The sequence below is a fragment of the Rhodobacter aestuarii genome (genome assembly GCF_900156655.1).
GTDB classification, from domain to species: domain Bacteria; phylum Pseudomonadota; class Alphaproteobacteria; order Rhodobacterales; family Rhodobacteraceae; genus Rhodobacter; species Rhodobacter aestuarii.
In genome coordinates, this window is record NZ_FTOG01000002.1 from 232,683 (window position 1) to 248,100 (window position 15,418).

18 protein-coding genes and 1 tRNA gene are annotated in these 15,418 nt (G+C 61.0%); 9 read left to right on the forward strand and 10 right to left on the reverse strand.

Annotated elements, in window-relative coordinates; genetic code table 11:
- The first annotated feature begins 32 nt into the window (after nt 1–32).
- Nucleotides 33–428 (forward strand): DUF6858 family protein, encoded by a 396-nt coding sequence (locus tag BW967_RS04270; protein WP_076483813.1) that lies wholly within the window; start codon nt 33–35, stop codon nt 426–428.
- Between the two features lie 120 nt (nt 429–548).
- A complete protein-coding gene (locus BW967_RS04275) occupies nt 549–935 on the forward strand; it encodes a DUF305 domain-containing protein (protein WP_076483814.1) in 387 nt (128 codons plus the stop codon).
- A 3-nt stretch (nt 936–938) separates the two neighbouring features.
- On the opposite strand, the gene BW967_RS04280 is transcribed toward BW967_RS04275, so the two are convergent.
- A complete protein-coding gene (locus tag BW967_RS04280; RefSeq protein WP_076483815.1) occupies nt 939–2,141 on the reverse strand; it encodes a pyridoxal-phosphate-dependent aminotransferase family protein in 1,203 nt (400 codons plus the stop codon).
- A 254-nt stretch (nt 2,142–2,395) separates the two neighbouring features.
- Here BW967_RS04280 and BW967_RS04285 point away from each other — a divergent pair, with 254 nt between their 5' ends.
- The 3 genes from BW967_RS04285 (at nt 2,396) to BW967_RS04295 (ending at nt 5,454) form a co-directional block, all read left to right on the forward strand.
- Nucleotides 2,396–4,060 (forward strand): ABC transporter ATP-binding protein, encoded by a 1,665-nt coding sequence (locus BW967_RS04285; RefSeq protein WP_083951959.1) that lies wholly within the window; start codon nt 2,396–2,398, stop codon nt 4,058–4,060.
- Nucleotides 4,061–4,094: 34 nt separating this feature from the next.
- Nucleotides 4,095–4,826 carry a CAF17-like 4Fe-4S cluster assembly/insertion protein YgfZ gene (gene ygfZ / locus BW967_RS04290; protein WP_076483817.1) on the forward strand — a complete coding sequence of 244 codons (732 nt, stop codon included), beginning with the start codon at nt 4,095–4,097 and terminating at the stop codon, nt 4,824–4,826.
- A 307-nt stretch (nt 4,827–5,133) separates the two neighbouring features.
- Nucleotides 5,134–5,454, forward strand: coding sequence for a DUF6280 family protein (locus tag BW967_RS04295; protein WP_076483818.1), 321 nt, complete (start codon nt 5,134–5,136; stop codon nt 5,452–5,454).
- Nucleotides 5,455–5,549: 95 nt separating this feature from the next.
- Here the strand turns inward: BW967_RS04295 and BW967_RS04300 are convergent, their stop codons facing one another.
- The 3 genes from BW967_RS04300 to BW967_RS04310 form a co-directional block, all read right to left on the reverse strand.
- Complete coding sequence (locus BW967_RS04300) at nt 5,550–6,956, reverse strand: hypothetical protein (RefSeq protein WP_076483819.1); 1,407 nt, start codon at nt 6,954–6,956, stop codon at nt 5,550–5,552.
- 123 nt (nt 6,957–7,079) lie between these two features.
- Entirely contained in the window at nt 7,080–8,468 is a 1,389-nt protein-coding gene (locus BW967_RS04305; protein ID WP_076483820.1) for a TolC family outer membrane protein, read from the reverse strand.
- 120 nt (nt 8,469–8,588) lie between these two features.
- The gene (locus tag BW967_RS04310; RefSeq protein WP_076484004.1) at nt 8,589–9,239 is read right to left on the reverse strand and encodes a protein-L-isoaspartate O-methyltransferase family protein; all 651 of its coding nucleotides are present in this window, start codon (nt 9,237–9,239) and stop codon (nt 8,589–8,591) included.
- Nucleotides 9,240–9,695: 456 nt separating this feature from the next.
- Here BW967_RS04310 and BW967_RS04315 point away from each other — a divergent pair, with 456 nt between their 5' ends.
- A complete protein-coding gene (locus BW967_RS04315; RefSeq protein WP_076483821.1) occupies nt 9,696–10,766 on the forward strand; it encodes an ABC transporter substrate-binding protein in 1,071 nt (356 codons plus the stop codon).
- Between the two features lie 137 nt (nt 10,767–10,903).
- Nucleotides 10,904–10,977: transfer RNA gene (locus tag BW967_RS04320), tRNA-Cys, on the forward strand.
- Between the two features lie 68 nt (nt 10,978–11,045).
- Here BW967_RS04320 and BW967_RS04325 read toward each other — a convergent pair.
- Genes BW967_RS04325 through BW967_RS04335 form a run of 3 tightly spaced genes read right to left on the reverse strand, consistent with a single transcriptional unit; the run spans nt 11,046 to nt 12,931 of the window.
- On the reverse strand, nt 11,046–12,074 hold the full coding sequence (locus BW967_RS04325; RefSeq protein ID WP_076483822.1) for a site-specific integrase: 1,029 nt from the start codon (nt 12,072–12,074) through the stop codon (nt 11,046–11,048).
- A complete protein-coding gene (locus BW967_RS04330) occupies nt 12,071–12,259 on the reverse strand; it encodes a hypothetical protein (protein WP_076483823.1) in 189 nt (62 codons plus the stop codon). Before BW967_RS04330 ends, BW967_RS04325 begins: the two co-directional genes overlap by 4 nt.
- Nucleotides 12,260–12,265: 6 nt before the next feature.
- On the reverse strand, nt 12,266–12,931 hold the full coding sequence (locus tag BW967_RS04335; protein WP_076483824.1) for a hypothetical protein: 666 nt from the start codon (nt 12,929–12,931) through the stop codon (nt 12,266–12,268).
- Nucleotides 12,932–13,026: 95 nt separating this feature from the next.
- On the opposite strand from BW967_RS04335, the gene BW967_RS04340 reads away from it, so the two are divergent.
- Nucleotides 13,027–13,287: a hypothetical protein gene (locus BW967_RS04340; protein ID WP_076483825.1), complete on the forward strand. Its 261-nt coding sequence runs from the start codon at nt 13,027–13,029 to the stop codon at nt 13,285–13,287.
- A 43-nt stretch (nt 13,288–13,330) separates the two neighbouring features.
- Here BW967_RS04340 and BW967_RS04345 read toward each other — a convergent pair whose 3' ends face one another.
- Both BW967_RS04345 and BW967_RS04350 read right to left on the reverse strand, forming a co-directional pair.
- A complete protein-coding gene (locus BW967_RS04345; protein ID WP_076483826.1) occupies nt 13,331–13,588 on the reverse strand; it encodes a hypothetical protein in 258 nt (85 codons plus the stop codon).
- Entirely contained in the window at nt 13,585–13,821 is a 237-nt protein-coding gene (locus BW967_RS04350) for a hypothetical protein (protein WP_076483827.1), read from the reverse strand. Before BW967_RS04350 ends, BW967_RS04345 begins: the two co-directional genes overlap by 4 nt.
- Nucleotides 13,822–13,921: 100 nt before the next feature.
- Between BW967_RS04350 and BW967_RS04355 the strand changes: the two genes are divergently transcribed.
- Entirely contained in the window at nt 13,922–14,173 is a 252-nt protein-coding gene (locus BW967_RS04355; RefSeq protein ID WP_076483828.1) for a hypothetical protein, read from the forward strand.
- Between the two features lie 180 nt (nt 14,174–14,353).
- Here the strand turns inward: BW967_RS04355 and BW967_RS04360 are convergent, their stop codons facing one another.
- On the reverse strand, nt 14,354–15,418 hold the full coding sequence (locus BW967_RS04360) for a phage portal family protein (protein WP_076483829.1): 1,065 nt from the start codon (nt 15,416–15,418) through the stop codon (nt 14,354–14,356).

The window sequence follows — 15,418 nt, forward strand, 5'->3', positions numbered from 1 at the left end:
TCGAAAAGATACATCCAAGGGAAAGGTCAGACATGAAACAGTATTTGCTGATGGAGAAATATCCGGTCTTCGATCTGACCCTGCCGAAGGCAGAAACCAGCTGTGCCACCGTCGATGACGTGATGGCCAAGCTGAAAGAGAAAATCGACGCCCACCCCAAGGTCGCCTATATCGCCACCTTCGACCATTACGCGCATACGACCGTGATCGAAGGCACGATCGACCGCTCGATCTTGGCCGCGCAGAACATCGTTTTCTGCTTTGGCGTTGCGCTGCCCAATGCCCATGTGCTGGCCGTGCGCCCGCGCGCGATTGGCGTGGCCGATCTGGGCGATGCGTTCCACCTGACCTTCCTTGAGCCGCCGATGGAATTGGCGACGAAGGAAATGGAAGCTTGGTGCAAATCGCTTGCCGATCTGAAAGCCTAAGACTTCAACACCTTGCGAGCCTGCGCCTTTTGGGGCGGGCTCACGCGTCTCTCGCGCGGCCTTGATTTGATGCGCCCGCTCTGGCGCGCCACTGTGACGGCACCGATGAAGGAGTCGTCCATGTCCCCCCGTACCCGTCGTCATATCGCTTTGCTCAGCCCCTTGGCTTTCGCGCTGGCCTTTGGGGCCTATGCCGATGATCTGCCCGCACCGATGATGCGCAGCGCAGCCACCGCCACCGCCGATGCGGCCCCCTCAACCGCAGCGTTTGAGGCGGCAAAGGCGCGAATGGCCACCGATATGGCCGCCCCCTATACCGGTAATGCCGATCTGGATTTTGTCCGCAGTCTGCTGCCACAAAAACAAGCCGCCGTGGATATGGCGCAGATTGTTGTTGAGAACGGCGCCGATCCAGACTTGCGCCACCGCGCCGAGGCGATGGCGGCCCAAGATCAAGCCGAGATTGAATGGCTGATGGGCTGGCTCGAAAAGCATGGCCAGCCCTAAGGCTTAAGCGCCCGCGGCCACCACTGCGGCTGCCGCCTGAATGCCACCCGCGCCATGCGAGATGTTGAGCGCCTGAAGCCCTGCTTCCATCACCGCAAGCACGCCAAGGGTCATATGCGCGTTCACATGGCCCATATGCGCGACGCGCAGAAAATCATCGGCCTCGGCGCTGCCCATCGCCGCCATGCCAAGCCCAATGCCCAACGTCACGCCCGCTTCCGCCTCGCACCAGCGGCGCAGCCGTTCGGCCCCGCCCTGCCCGATCCGCGCGGCGGTGACAGAGCCCGCCCGGAACGCCGGATCAGCGACATTGAGCGCCAGATCTCCGCCCTGCCCCCAAGCCTCAAAGGCCGCCGCCACAGCGCGTGCGAGGGCCTGGTGGCGCGCCCAAACATGCGGCAGACCTTCTTCGTCCAAGATCATCTTGAGCGATTCCGCCATGCCGAAAAGGTGATGCGTCGGCGCGGTGCCACAGAAATGTTGGTAGTAGAAATCTGGCGCGATGCGCGGCGCCCAATCCCAATACGGCGTACGCAGATCGGCGCTGCGGCTCACCGCCAGCGCCTTATCGGACACCCAGACAAAGCCGAGCCCCGGCGGCACCATCAGCCCCTTTTGGCTGGCCGCGATCATCACATCGACGCCCCAGTCATCAAACCGGAACGCATCGCAAGCCAGCGAGGCAATACAATCGACCGCCAAAAGCGCCGGGTGCCCCGCCGCATCCATTGCCGCACGCACCGCCGCCACATCATTGCGGATCGAGGTCGCGGTATCGACATGGGTGAGGAACACGGCCTTGATGTCATGGCCCGTATCGGCGCGCAAAGCGGCCTCGACCCGGTTCGGGTCCACCGGCGTGGTGAGCCCAAAATCAAGCGCCTCGACCGTCACCCCCATCGCCTCCGCCTGCGCGGCCCAGCCCTGCCCAAAGCGCCCGGTTTGCAAAGAAAGCACCTTGTCGCCCCGACTGAAGATATTGGCGATGCTCGCCTCCCACGTGCCGTGGCCGTTGCAGATATAAATCGCGACATGGCTCGTGCTAAGCGCCACACGGCGCAGATCGGCCACCACCTGCCCGGTCAGATCAACCAGATCGCCTTCATAGATATTGGGCGCCGAGCGGTGCATCGCCGCCAACACGCGTTCGGGCATCACCGAAGGGCCGGGAATGGCAAGATAGGAACGACCGTGGGCAAGGCTCATGACAGATCTCCGGGCTTGAACGCACTATCGGTAGTAAGCCGCGCGGGGGTGGTCAACGTTTGGGCTTGTAACGGTCACAAATCCCGCCTGCCTTGCCGCCAAAGGGCAATCGCGCTATCCCAAACCTAGCCAGAATTCATCCGTCAGAGGACCGCGTGACCCAGCCAAAAGATACCGCGCCGAAGGCGGCCTACAGTTCGCGCGTTCTTTTTGGGCGCATCTGGCGCGGCTATCTGCGTGAGCATTGGCCGAAAATGGCGCTGGCCGGGCTTTTGATGGCGGTCGAAGGCGCCTGCCTTGGCGTGCTGAGTTGGATGCTTGAGCCGCTTTTCGACAAGGTTTTCGCCGCCGGCCAATCGGGCTTGATCTGGGTCGTTGGCGGGGTGATCTTTTCACTTTTCGCCATCCGTGCCGTCACCTCGGTCGGCGCGCGCGGCTTGCTGACGGATGTCGCCCAACGCTCTTCGAGCGCGATGCAAGTGGACCTGTTGCGCCATATCCTGCGACTGGATCAAAGCTTCTTTCAAGACAACCCGCCCGGCGCCCTGATCGAGCGGGTGCAAGGCGACACGATGGCCGTGCAAGGCGTGTGGCAGGTGTTTATCACCGGCGCCGGGCGCGACGCGGTGGCGCTGATTTCGCTTTTCACAGTGGCCGTTTCCATCGACTGGCGCTGGACTTTGGCGGCGCTGGTCGGCGCACCGCTTCTGGTAGCCCCGATCGCGCTGGCACAACGCTATATTCGGCGCAAAACCCAGCAAATGCGCACGCAATCGGGCGACCGCGCCACCCGGCTGGATGAGGTTTTTCACGGCATCTCGGCTGTGAAGCTCTACCAGATGGAAGCCTATCAGACGGAACGGTTTGAAAAGCTGGTGGTCGCGATCCGCAAAGCGCTCGTCAAAATGACGCTTTCGCAATCGACGATCCCGGCATTGATCGACCTTGTGACCGGGCTTGGCTTCTTTGCCGTTCTGGTACTAGGCGCTCCCGAAATCGTTGAGGGCAAGCGCACCGTGGGCGAGTTCATGTCCTTCTTCACGGCGATGGCGCTGGCCTTCCAACCCTTGCGCCGGCTTGGCGGACTGTCTGGCACATGGCAGATTGCAGCGGCGAGCCTTGAGCGGCTCTATCTGGTGTTTGACATTCAGCCTTCGGTGCAAACCCCCGCCGCGCCGCTCCCCAAGCCCGCAACCACCGCAGTGCAGTTTGACGATGTGCGCTTTTCCTATGGGACGAAACCGGTTTTGCGCGGGCTGTCCTTCACCGCAGAGGCGGGCAAGACCACGGCGCTTGTTGGCCCCTCGGGCGCGGGCAAGTCGAGCGTGTTCAACCTGCTGACCCGCCTGATCGACGCCCAATCGGGCACGATCTCCGTGGGCGGCGTGCCGGTGACAGCGGTGGATCTGGTGGCGCTGCGGCAGATGTTTGCCTCGGTCAGCCAAGACGCGGCGCTTTTTGACGAAACGATCCGCGAAAACGTGTTGCTTGGGCGCAGCGATATCAGCGAGGCAGAGCTGCGAAATGCGCTTGATGTGGCCTATGTCTCCGAATTCGTCGATGCGCTGCCCGCCGGGCTTGATACGCCCGCAGGGCCGCGCGGCTCGGCGCTTTCTGGCGGCCAGCGTCAGCGGGTGGCGATTGCCCGCGCGGTGCTGCGCGATGCACCGATTTTGCTGTTGGATGAGGCCACCTCGGCCCTCGACACCGCCTCTGAGGCGAAGGTGGCGCAAGCGCTCTCGCGGCTTTCGGAAGGCCGCACCACTTTGGTGATTGCGCACCGCCTCTCCACTGTGCGTGATGCTGACAAAATCGTCGTGATCAACGAAGGACAGGTTGTTGAGGAAGGCACGCATGATGTGCTGATGGCACAAGGCGGTGCCTATGCCACCCTGTGCAAGATGCAACTTGTCGAATGACAGTCCCCGCCCATATCGGGGGAAGGAGGCAACCATGCGCAGTATTTATGAAATTTCCGGCCCGGATCGCGTGCATTTCCTGCAAGGGCTTGTCAGCAACGATGTGAAGAAGCTTTCCGAAGGGCCGATCTATGCGGCTTTGTTGACGCCGCAGGGAAAGTATCTCGCGGATTTCTTTTTGGTGCCCCAAGGCGACAGCGTGCTTTTGGACATTGATGCCAGTTTGGCTGAGGCCACCGTGAAGCGGCTGATGATGTATAAGCTGCGCGCCGATGTGGCGATTACCCCGACCGATTTGCAAGTCGCGCGCGGCACCGGTCCCGCGCCCGAAGGCGCGGTGCAAGACCCGCGCCACCCAGAGCTTGGCTGGCGGCTTTACGGTTCAGAGGCGGGCGATGATGGCACCGATTGGGACGCGCTTCGCGTTGCCCATATGATCCCGGAAACCGGGATCGAACTGACGCCCGAGACCTATATCCTTGAAGCCGGGTTTGAACGGCTCAATGGCGTGGATTTCCGCAAGGGCTGCTATGTTGGACAAGAGGTCACCGCGCGCATGAAGCACAAGACCGAATTGCGCAAAGGGCTGGTGCGGCTGAAAATTGTGGGCGCCGCGCCTGTTGGCACACCGATTGAGGCCGAGGGGAAAACGGTCGGCACGCTTTATACCCAAGCGCAGGGCTTCGCTTTGGCCCAGATCCGCCATGATGCGCTCGCGGGTCCGCTGCGTGCAGGCGATGCGGAACTGAGCGCCACGGAGGCCTAACCGCCTTCACAAGACCGCGAGCCGCGCGCTATCAGCCCTAACAAGGCGTTGCGATGCGCGAACACAAGATGACGTGAAACACAAGCACCCGGCACGCGTTTTGCGGAAAAGAACCTTGAACGCTTGGTCAAACTGACCATATATGGCCGGTTGTTCTCGTTAACAGGCGCTAAATCCGGGGCCACGAGAACCCACCCATGCATTCAACGCATGGCAGCCATGTGTTTGGGGGCATATCGAATCACGTCCCAAGCGCCGTAGATGGCCGCCACGCCAGGAAACGCAAGAGCAATAAAAAGGACAGAAAATGCGCGATTTCGTTGACGGCTCCGCATTCAACTATGAGCAAGGCCAACGTGCACGGAAGCTTTTTGCCGCCGTCGTGCTCGCCGCGCTCGATGATGCGATTGCCGATGACAAGAAATACGGCAACGGCCCCGAGCAGATCGCCCGTTGGGCGCGGTCGCGCGATGGACGCGAAGTGCTGTCCTGCGCCGGGATCGACCCGAACGAGCGCGTGGTGAAAGGCCTGATGGAATTCGTCACCAAAGGTGTGCGGACTTCTGTTGCGCTCTCGCGCGAAGAAAGCGAACGGCGCATGGCGGCGGAAGAAGCCGAAGCGGCGTAAGCCCCAGCCAGATATGGCATTAGCGAACGGCGTGTCCTCCCTCGGACACGCCGTTTGCTTTTTGTGCATCAAAGGGAAAGCGGTGGGGCCGCCGCTTATTCGTAGCCCTGCCCCATCAGCGCACGCTGAATTTCACGGCGCACAAGTTTGCGGACGTTTTGCGTGATCCGCTCACCAAGCGCGCCCCGCAATTCTTCACGCACCATCTGGCCCACCATGTCGCGCAGCGCGGCTTCATCGAGCAGCCGTTCATCGCTGGCAAACTGGGTGTCATCCTCGATCATATCCGCATCGTAATAGGCGGCATCCGCATCCAGTTCTTCACGCAGGCTGTCATAGGTAGAGCGGCGCGACGAAACATGCTGTTCGACTTCCTCAGCATCTTCGAGGCTGAGCCGACGCGGCGCGGCACCACGCGCAAGGTTCAGCGTCGCTTCCGCCCAATCCATGCCCACACTTTCCGTCTCGGTTTCCGCCCAAGCGGCATCCTCAAGATCGGGGTCGGCTTGTTCGGCAGCAAACGCGGCATCGGCCTCGTCTTCGCTGATCGAAGGTGCCTCTTCCAAGATGGCTTCCAGCTCGGCCTCATAGGCCGGTTCCTGCGTGCCCAAGGCGGCCTCGTCAAAGGCTTCCGGCAGTTCCGTCAAAGGCGCCGCGCCCTCGGCCACGAAGGGGTGGCCTTCTTCGGGTTCAAACTCGGTGTCGCTTTCGGCCACCGCGGCCTCAAGCTCGGCAATTGTGCTTTCCAGACGCGCAAGTTCATCGCCCAGATCGTCTTTGGCCGGAGCCTCGGGCAGCGCGACGTCGGCGTCCATATCATCCGCGCCATCAAGCACCGCAGATGCCTCAAGCAGCGCGCCAGAGCCTTCCAGCGCGGCCTCCGCCTCTGCCAAAAGGGCCTCTGCCTCGGTCAACACACGCGGTTGCGGCGCGACTTCGACGGGCGCCTCCGCCATCACGGGGGCATCGTCAGCCATGGGGTCCGGCTCCGCAAGCCCGGTGTCGGGCAGTTCTTCTGCATCGGTCTCATCAATCCGCAACGCCGGGCTCAGGACCAGAAAGTCGTCGGCTTGATCCGTCGCTTCCGAAACCTCGGCCTCAGACACATCTGCGACCGCATCGACAACCGGTTCAAACGTGGGCATCTCCGGCTCGGGGAATTCGTCGACAAGGGGCTCGACCGGTGCCTCGGGCAGCTCAAGCGCGGCTTCCAGAACCATCGGCGGCTCGGGCGCTACATCTTCCACCGGTTCTTCGGCAACCGCGTCCATCACCGCCTTGGGCTCAGACACAACCTCCGGTTCCGGCGCGGCTTCCGGCTCGGCCATCACTTCGGGTTCGGCAACAGGCTCCGGGTCCGGCGCGTGAAGGGGCATCGCGACGGCGGCACTTCGATGCGGCACAGCCGAGGAGCGTGAAGGGCTCACGTCACTCGATACCAGCCGCCGGATCGACGCCAGCACATCTTCGATTTCGATATTCGTCTCGGTTTCCGACATCATGCCCTCAATCCTGCGATCCGACTGCACGTCTGCCCAGCCTTTTGGTGTAAGCAGAATCCCTCATATCCGGGCTGTTGCCCGAACGAAGCAGGTCGGCACCCATAACGCGCCCCTCAGGCAAGCTTATTGCTTACCAATGGCCCGCAAGACGCGATCAAGGCGCTCGCCTTGAACACTGAGAGGCGCGTTCTGCACCGCATTGTAGTAGGCTGCGGGATCATAGGTGGGGATCCCGAGCTTGAGGTCTTCTACCGTCAAAAGACCCATAGCCGACAAAAGTTGATAATATGCTACTTGCAAATCAGCTTCTGCCGTAATCCGCGAAGCGCGGGCATCCAGCAGGTCCTGTTCGGCATCAAGCACATCCAGCGTGGTACGCGCGCCCAGCGTCGCTTCTTCACGCACGCCGCGATAGGCGATGTCGGCCGCTTGGATCTGTTGATCATAGGCGCGGATCTGCGCGCGATAGACCTCGATCATTGCATAGGCATTGGCCACGCCCTGCGCCACCGACACCCCCGCCTGACGCAAGCTGGCCCGCGTGCCTTCGCGCTGGATCACCGCTTGGCGGCGCAGCGACGAGATATTGCCGCCCGAATAAATCGTCTGGCCAATGCTCACGCCCGCCGCGCCCGAATGCCCCACACCATCTTGGTCAGAGAACGAAAGACTGCCGGTGATCGTCGGCAAACGCTGCGCATCGGCCAGCGAAACCGCCAAATCGGTCACTGCGACCTGATGCTGGAGTTGTTTGATCGTCGGATGCTGACGCAATGCCGTGGTGCTCGCGGCCTCAACAGATTTCGGCAGGCTCGGGGCACGCGGCAAAGCCGAGAGGCGGGTCGGATAATGGCCGATCGCGGCTTTATACGCTTCACGCGCCGCCTTGTAATTCCCTTCCGCAGCGGCGAGCGATGCCCGCGCCCCAGCAAGCGAAGCCTCGGCCTGCGAAACGTCGGTCCGGGTCACCTCACCCACATCAAAGCGATCTTGCGCCGCTTTGAGTTGTTCCGAAATCACACGCACGGAGTTTTGGTTGATCGCCACCTGTTCGGCCGTCGCTTTCGCATCGGCATAGGCTTGCACGGCAGACAACAGCACATCTTGTTCGGTCGAGCGCAAAGCCTCACGCGTGGCAAGCACCGTTTCCTTTTGCATGCCGATGCTCAGCTGCGTGCGCCCGAAATCATAGAGCGTCCAACTAGCGCTGACGGCCAGCGTTGCGGAAATATCCGTCCAGTCGCTCGTGCAGGTCGCGGTGCTCGGATAGGTGCAGCGCGAGGTGGCGAAATCCAGCCCCCATTGCACCACCGGGCGCAGCGCGGCGACCGATTGCGCGACATCTTCATCCGCAGCGGCCAAAGTGGCGCGGTAATTTTCGAGCAGATGCGAGTTGCGATAGGCCGAGACCAATGCATCGGCCAAGGTTTCCGCGCTTGCGGCAACGGTTCCGGCCATCAGCCCCAGCCCCGCAGCCGTAGCCAGCAAAAGGGGTTTCAGTGTCTTGCGCATCTCGCTCGTCCTCATTTTTGCCCTGACCACTGCCGCGGCGGGATATGCTCTGGCGCGACCGCGTACCTATCGGGAAATATTCAACTCCCACGATATGACCCGGTTAACACCGTTTTGCAATCAGAGTACGAATTCTTTCGCCAAAGTGAAGCCTTCGAGCAAAGGTGCTGCGGCATTGAAGACATCGCGCCACACTACCACATCGTCGATCTTGCGCCCAAGCCGCACCGTGCCAAGCGCGTCTTGCATGAAAATCGCGATGATCCGGCCACCTTCTTTGAGTTGCGCCTCAATCGCGGCAGGCACCGTCTCGACACCGCCTTCGATCACGATCGCGTCATAAGGCCCGTGTTGCGGCGCGCCTTCGGACAGCACCCCGGCGACCACAGCCGCATTGTCGACATCATGAATCGCGAGTTGCGCCTCGGCTTTCGGCGCCATTTCTTCGGTTTCAAGCGCGACAACGGCTTCGGCCATCCGCGCGATCACCGCCGCCGAATAGCCCATGCCCGCCCCGATATCGAGCACGAGATCGGCGGGCTGAATGTCGATCGCATCAAGCATCTTGGCGAAGTTGCGCGGCTCTAGGAGCACACGCCCGCTTTCCAACTCGATATTCTCGCCGACATAGGCTGCCTCACGCCGCCCTGCGGGCACGAAATCTTCGCGCGGAACCGTGAGCATCGCCTCGATGATGGGGAATTTGGTAACATCGTTCGGGCGGACCTGGGTGTCGACCATCATGGTGCGGCGGGTGGCGAAATCCTGCATGGGGAACTCTCGGTCTGGGGTTTTGTTGCGCGGTTTTGCCACAGAAACCAGGACGGGGCAACGGCGCAGCGGCCAGATGCGGCGCTTTTGCATACCATGGTGCACAGGATCGGTGCTGCAAACAGGGGCACAGCAGGGACTTATCGTCGCAGGGCGCCGAAGAATGCCTCGCCCGTCTCCCGCGCCGCAGCGCTGCGGCGTTTTAGATTCGCCCTAATTTCAGGCATTTCGCCCCATCCGCCAGCATCCGGCCAATGTATACAACGGGCTACAAAACGCAGATCGCCGAAAGGCCGCAAACGACCCTTTCGACGTCGCTTTGCACGCACCCACACCCCGAGCCTTCCGATTATCCGGGATTTGTAAGGGGCCGGTTGGCAAGCGGCACTGATCAGACCGCATACTCCTCCCCGGCTTGATCGCGCCCCTTTTCGAAACACAGGGAACTAAAAACCGATGCAAAAACTCCTTCTCAGCACGGTCCTTGCCTCCTGCTTCGCAGTGAGCGCCCAGGCCGAAGTCGTGGTTCTGAGCTGGGGCGGCGCCTATGGCGCAGCCGAAGTCGAAGCTCACGTCAAACCGTTCATCGAAGCCACTGGCATCAAAACCACGATGATCGACGCTGACAACCCGGCCGCCCCGGTGAAAGCGCAAACCGAATCCGGCAACGTTTCGGTTGATGTCGCCCTGCTCGAATATGCCGATGCTGTGCGCCTGTGCGACGAAGGCCTGCTCGAAGAAATCGACCCGGCGATCTTGCTGCCCGGCGACGACGGCACCCCGGCGGAAGAAGACTTCCTGCCCGGCGCGGTGATGGATTGCGGCATCTCGACCGACCTTTGGGCCAACGTTGTGGCTTATGACGACTCGAAATTCCCCGGCGAGAAACCGACCTCGATTGCTGATTTCTTCGACCTCGAGAAATTCCCCGGCACCCGCGGCGTGAAGAAAAGCCCGAAAACCGTGCTTGAAATGGCTCTGATGGCTGATGGCGTTCCGGCTGCGGAAGTCTATGACGTGCTCGACACCGATGAAGGCCTTGACCGCGCTTTCGCCAAACTCGACACGATCAAAGATCACGCGATCTGGTGGGAAGCCGGTGCGCAACCGCCGCAACTCCTCGCCGATGGCGAAGTGGTCATGACCACCGCCTACAACGGCCGTATCTTCAACGCCGCCATTGAAGAGGGCAAACCGCTCGTCGTGCTGTGGGATGGCCAAGTCTACGAACACGAAATGTACGTGATTCCGAAAGGCGCGCCGCATCTGGAAGACGCGCTGAAATACGTGCAATTCGCGACCTCGACCGAAGGCCTGCGTCGCCAAGCGCAATACATCTCCTACGGCCCGACCCGCTATTCGTCGAACGCTGGCGAGATCATCTTCAAAGATGGCAAAACCGTCATGGGTCCGCACCTGCCGACCTACCCGGCCAACATGGAAAACGCGCTCGAAACCAACCTCGACTTCTGGGTCGACAATGACAGCGAGCTGAACGAGCGTTTCAACGCTTGGCTGGCGAACTAATCGGGCAGAGCCCCTTGGCGCGCGGGATCTTCCCGCGCGCTTTTCGTTTTCCCCTGCGAGAACAGCGCACCAAGCGAAAACCGGCCTGATAACCGCTTGACCGCGCCCTCGGAAATAACTAATCAGACCAAGCTCTCGGCGGGTTGGCGGAGAGGTTACGCAGCGGATTGCAAATCCGTGAAGACCGGTTCGATTCCGGTACCCGCCTCCAATACTTTCAAATACTTGCGCCATCCTGCTCGTCCTTTCGACAGCTTTTTGAAACACCCGTTGAAACATTCACGTTCCGGGCTTGTTCTGTTCCATGCGATTCCGGGCTTCCTGCGCCCGCGTGGCAAGCTCCCGCTGCCGGATCTGCCCTCCATACTTCTTGAGCATTTCCACGCTCGAATGTCCGGTAACTGATTTCACCAGCTCGTCGTCGTTTCCGGCTAAGTAAAGCTCGATTGTCGCGTTCTTCCGCAGACCGTGGGTTACATACTTCGCCTTGTCGGGGTGCTGCATCTTGGCCCGCACGGCCAGCATTTCGTCGTTCACCGCGCGATAATTGGCGGGACGCCCAGCTCTATCGGTGACGACGGCAAGGCCCCGCTTTTCGACCGTCGCCAAATACGCCTTGAGGCGGTTGGTGAGCGGTATCCACATCGGTTTGTCGGTCTTACCTTGGGTCAGGTCGTAGCACCCGCCCTCGAAGTGCCCCCAGCGCGCTTTGAGTATGTCCCCGATCCGTTGGCCAGTGCCGATGCACAGTTCATAGACCAGCCGTGCGCGCGGTGACGCCACCGCCTCAAACTCGGCCCGCACATCATCCGGCCACGGCTCCCAACCGTCGCTTTCCTGCTTGAACAGCGGGATTCCCTTGGCCGGATTGCCGTGCTCTTTCTTGAGAAAGCCGATCAGCCGCGCGTGGTTCATCAGGACAACCATCACCTGCACCAGGTAATTCGCCTGCCGCCAGTGCTCGGCATTGGCGCGGTGCAGCTCATAGATGTGATGCGGCTCGATTTTGGCCGGGTCTTTCGTGCCCCAGATCCTGCGGATGTGCTCGATGTATTTGCGGTAATCCGCTTGGGTGCGCGGCTTCAGCTTCTTGAAAGCCTCGCTTTCAAAATAACTGAGAATTAGCGCCTCGAAGTTCCGCTTTGCCGAAACCGGCTCACGCCCCCTCAAAAGGCGGTTGTAGTGCTCGTAAAACTCCGGCGTTCCGGGCTCTTCTTTCATCATCACGGATTGGCCGCGGGACCGACGAATGAATCTCACATAGCCTCGATCCGCGTAGACGTATTTGGGCAGGTCGGTCTTGGTCATTTGCCCATCCTCAAGTCGCCACTCAGGAAGTCATCGCCGCCGTCCGGTTCGGCCATCGAGGCATCAATGACCGTGGTGCCATCTGGCTTGAGCTCAAATCGCGCACGCGCCCACCCCGCCTCACGCGCGGCTTGGATCAATGCCACCGCATTCTGTCTGGCTTGAGTTTGGGGGTGACGCGCCATGTGGGCTTATTCCTCCCCCCGGAGAAACTTCGCCATCGCCTTGATTGTTCGCCACGAGAACCATTGCATTCGACGCATGTCGCCACCGCGTCCTTGCTTTATGAAGCCTTCTGCCCAGAGTATTGCCTCGTCCGTAGTGTTAGGAACATTCAAGCTATAGTGGTGCTCCTCTCTGAACTCGCCCCCCACGATGAGGGTAATCGCGGCACTCGGCAGAGGGGTCAGCAGACGAAATTCAAGATGCAAGTGGCGCGGCATCACATAATCGCCAACTTTTGATGGCTGCACTCCTTGGAGAGCCGCGTCAATTTCACGGTTCACTTCCGCATCAATGAACGCCCGCAGCGCCTGCCCGAAAGTGTGATCGGGTGGAAGCGACTGAACAGATGGAAGCGGAAAGTCGGCAAGAGACCATTTCCCATCGCCAGAGGAAACGGGGAGGTCAGAATATTCTCTTGCCATCTCGGCAACATCTTTGATGAGGGCGCCGGTCAAAACTGCGATCAGCAGGTTCGTTACATCATTCGAGCCCATTTTTGCGGCGCTCTTGCCGCGCCCTCCCTTGGTCCGCATGCCATGCGATACAAGTTCACGGTCGATCTGCGTCAAGGTCACCTCAGGAACCCCGAGGGTAGTCGCCGCGCACTTCACCATTTCGCCGGGGGTAGTCATGTCTCGATCTCCAGATTTCCATTTGAGACTAGACCGAATGGCGTGATCATGCAAGCCTCATTCGTGATTGCCACAAATGACGGAGACTACGAATCATGACGACCCAAAAAGTGCAGCCCTTCTTTGTCCGCTGCTTCATTGACAACCCCGGCGGGGCCTACGACCCGGCGCCGCTTCATCAGTTCGACCACTATAGCTACTGCCCTCCTGCGGTTGGGGACCGACTGCAAGAAGGTAGAACCGGCGATAGGGTTTATGTCGTGACGCAGCGGCATTTCCATATCTACGGCAACGGGCACGAAAACTGTGCCCTGCTAATTGAGTTGGCCGATCCCAGCCCGCTTGATCGCGTTTAAGGTCATGCGCCCGGGTAACGCCGGGCGCATTCCGTAAGTTCCATCACGCCGCCGCCTCTGGCTGCACCGCCCACGCCCCGCGCTTAGTCTCGCGTTGCAGTCCCTCGGCACTGTTCCCGAGGGCGTGAGAAAGTTCCTCGGCAAGCCCCAGCACGGTTGCCGCTTCATGGCGCGCATCCTCCCCGCTTGTCTCGTTTTCGAGGGCAAGGCGCGCAGTGCGGATCAAAGCCGAGACGGTATAGGCCAGAGGCTCGGCAATATCGCGCGGGTCAGCGGTGCGCAGTTGGTCGAGCGTGATCATTGGGCACCGCCTTTCACCAGATCGGCAACAAGGGCGAGACGGGCGCATATGTCGTCAACCTTGTTAACAGCCTGAGCGCAAGCAAATGAAATGGCGTTGTTTTCGTCGGTCGGGTTATGTTCCGTTGCCATTTCTACTAGGGTGACGATGCTGCGAACGTCGTGCAGGGCGTCCCTTGCATCGTTGATCCTGTGCAAAACTTCATCGGTCGCGCAGGCGCGTTGTTCGGTCATTGCATTTTCTCCACTGTTTGAGTATAGCTTTCAGCATCATTCCTAGCTTGACTTCCAGAATCACGTCAAGCATCATTTCCAGCATAAGGAGCGGCCTTGCATGGAGGACAAAGTGCGGGAAAACAAACTTAGGCGCAAAGCGGAGCGCATCGGCCTTCGAATCGAAAAATCTCGCGTGCGCGACGAAATGGCGCCGGACTATGGCAAGTTCTGGATTCTGTCAGACTACAACCGCAGCAATCTTCTTGACGGCTATGACCAGAACGGAAAGCACTGCCTCACGATTGATGATCTCGAAGACCGCCTGAATGATGCGGAGTATGTTCGGAAGATCACGGCGAGGGCTCACTAAGGCCGGGACAGCGCGCGCGGCCCCGGCCTTATGATCGGCCCCGGTGCTACCCGTGCCGATCTGCGCCGCGCCCCCGAGATGAAAGGATAGGGACCGCGCTATCTCGGGGTTTACCCACTCACCGAGTAACGGGACGTTTTGGCGCAAACTGCGAACGCCGGGGCGTCACCCCCTATTCGATCACGCCAGCGAGTCGCCGCCGCCCCAGTTCACAGCCTTGAGCGCGCCGCCCAGTTCGTCGGGGGAAAGCCCCAATTCCTTGGCACGGCCCATTGCCTCGATCAGCTGCGAGAGCGCACGCGCGCGGCCCCCTGCATCGAAGGCTTGCAGCGGTCGGCCCACATCAATGAGAACATCGGACCCCAGCTTTTCGCGGCATTCCTCGGCCAAGAGTTCGGCCATCGGTTGCAGCACCCACCCGGCCAAATGCCGTTGCGCCTCGCGCACCAGCGGCCCTTGAGCGGCTTGGCTGAACAGCGCGGGAAGCACGCCAAAGGCCGCACAGATCGCGCCCCGCGCCGCTTCGAGGGTTTCGGCCGGCATGGCGCGTTGCAGATCGGGCGTGAGTTGGTCGGGCGATCTGCCAGCGTTCGGGTTCATGCCCGCCGCCGTCGCCTGCGCCACCCCTTCAACAACCAACGAAGCCCCGCGCCGCCCCTTAAGCGCAGCCCGCATTGCCGCCATATCCGAAGCGCTGCCCTCGGGCATGTGCGCGATCTGCGAGCCCATCGGCGCGTTTTGCCATGTATCGCGCAGCGCGGTTTCCACCTCTTGCAGCAAGCTCGCCGTGAGGCTGGACCGCCGCAGCGGCGCTTGCCCCGTCCAAGGTGCCACCGGATCAACACCCAGCCGCAAGTGAATGACCTCACCCGCCAAGACGGTTTGCGAGGTCGAGCCGCCCGCTTCGGAGATGGAGACGCGATAGGCGCGCGGGATGCCGTCGCGGGTGCTTAAATCCCAATCGGCGCAGGGGATAAGCCGGTCCCGGATCAGCAACACCGATTCGCCCCGGATCGCCGCAGAGCGGGCAATGAGGGCCATCGTCTTGCGGTCCAGAAGGTCGGTGCCGGTCACATCGGCCAGAGCGAAAGCCGATTCCCAGAGCGTGACGCAGGTTTGAACCGTCGCCGTCAGTTCCGCGATGCCAGAGACGCCCGCGATATAGGATTCGCGCGCCGCCAAGATCGCCGCCGTGTAGCCGGTCGCCACATCGCGCTTTTCCAATTTGCGTTTGAAAGGCCACAT

Bases quoted from the DNA above. Each gene is read 5' to 3' on its own strand.
- BW967_RS04270 (WP_076483813.1), top strand. From the start codon at position 33: ATGAAACAGTATTTGCTGATGGAGAAATATCCGGTCTTCGATCTGACC.
- BW967_RS04275 (WP_076483814.1), top strand. From the start codon at position 549: ATGTCCCCCCGTACCCGTCGTCATATCGCTTTGCTCAGCCCCTTGGCT.
- BW967_RS04280 (WP_076483815.1), bottom strand. From the start codon at position 2,141: ATGAGCCTTGCCCACGGTCGTTCCTATCTTGCCATTCCCGGCCCTTCG.
- BW967_RS04285 (WP_083951959.1), top strand. From the start codon at position 2,396: ATGGCGCTGGCCGGGCTTTTGATGGCGGTCGAAGGCGCCTGCCTTGGC.
- ygfZ (WP_076483817.1), top strand. From the start codon at position 4,095: ATGCGCAGTATTTATGAAATTTCCGGCCCGGATCGCGTGCATTTCCTG.
- BW967_RS04295 (WP_076483818.1), top strand. From the start codon at position 5,134: ATGCGCGATTTCGTTGACGGCTCCGCATTCAACTATGAGCAAGGCCAA.
- BW967_RS04300 (WP_076483819.1), bottom strand. From the start codon at position 6,956: ATGATGTCGGAAACCGAGACGAATATCGAAATCGAAGATGTGCTGGCG.
- BW967_RS04305 (WP_076483820.1), bottom strand. From the start codon at position 8,468: ATGCGCAAGACACTGAAACCCCTTTTGCTGGCTACGGCTGCGGGGCTG.
- BW967_RS04310 (WP_076484004.1), bottom strand. From the start codon at position 9,239: ATGCAGGATTTCGCCACCCGCCGCACCATGATGGTCGACACCCAGGTC.
- BW967_RS04315 (WP_076483821.1), top strand. From the start codon at position 9,696: ATGCAAAAACTCCTTCTCAGCACGGTCCTTGCCTCCTGCTTCGCAGTG.
- BW967_RS04325 (WP_076483822.1), bottom strand. From the start codon at position 12,074: ATGACCAAGACCGACCTGCCCAAATACGTCTACGCGGATCGAGGCTAT.
- BW967_RS04330 (WP_076483823.1), bottom strand. From the start codon at position 12,259: ATGGCGCGTCACCCCCAAACTCAAGCCAGACAGAATGCGGTGGCATTG.
- BW967_RS04335 (WP_076483824.1), bottom strand. From the start codon at position 12,931: ATGACTACCCCCGGCGAAATGGTGAAGTGCGCGGCGACTACCCTCGGG.
- BW967_RS04340 (WP_076483825.1), top strand. From the start codon at position 13,027: ATGACGACCCAAAAAGTGCAGCCCTTCTTTGTCCGCTGCTTCATTGAC.
- BW967_RS04345 (WP_076483826.1), bottom strand. From the start codon at position 13,588: ATGATCACGCTCGACCAACTGCGCACCGCTGACCCGCGCGATATTGCC.
- BW967_RS04350 (WP_076483827.1), bottom strand. From the start codon at position 13,821: ATGACCGAACAACGCGCCTGCGCGACCGATGAAGTTTTGCACAGGATC.
- BW967_RS04355 (WP_076483828.1), top strand. From the start codon at position 13,922: ATGGAGGACAAAGTGCGGGAAAACAAACTTAGGCGCAAAGCGGAGCGC.
- BW967_RS04360 (WP_076483829.1), bottom strand. From the start codon at position 15,418: ATGTGGCCTTTCAAACGCAAATTGGAAAAGCGCGATGTGGCGACCGGC.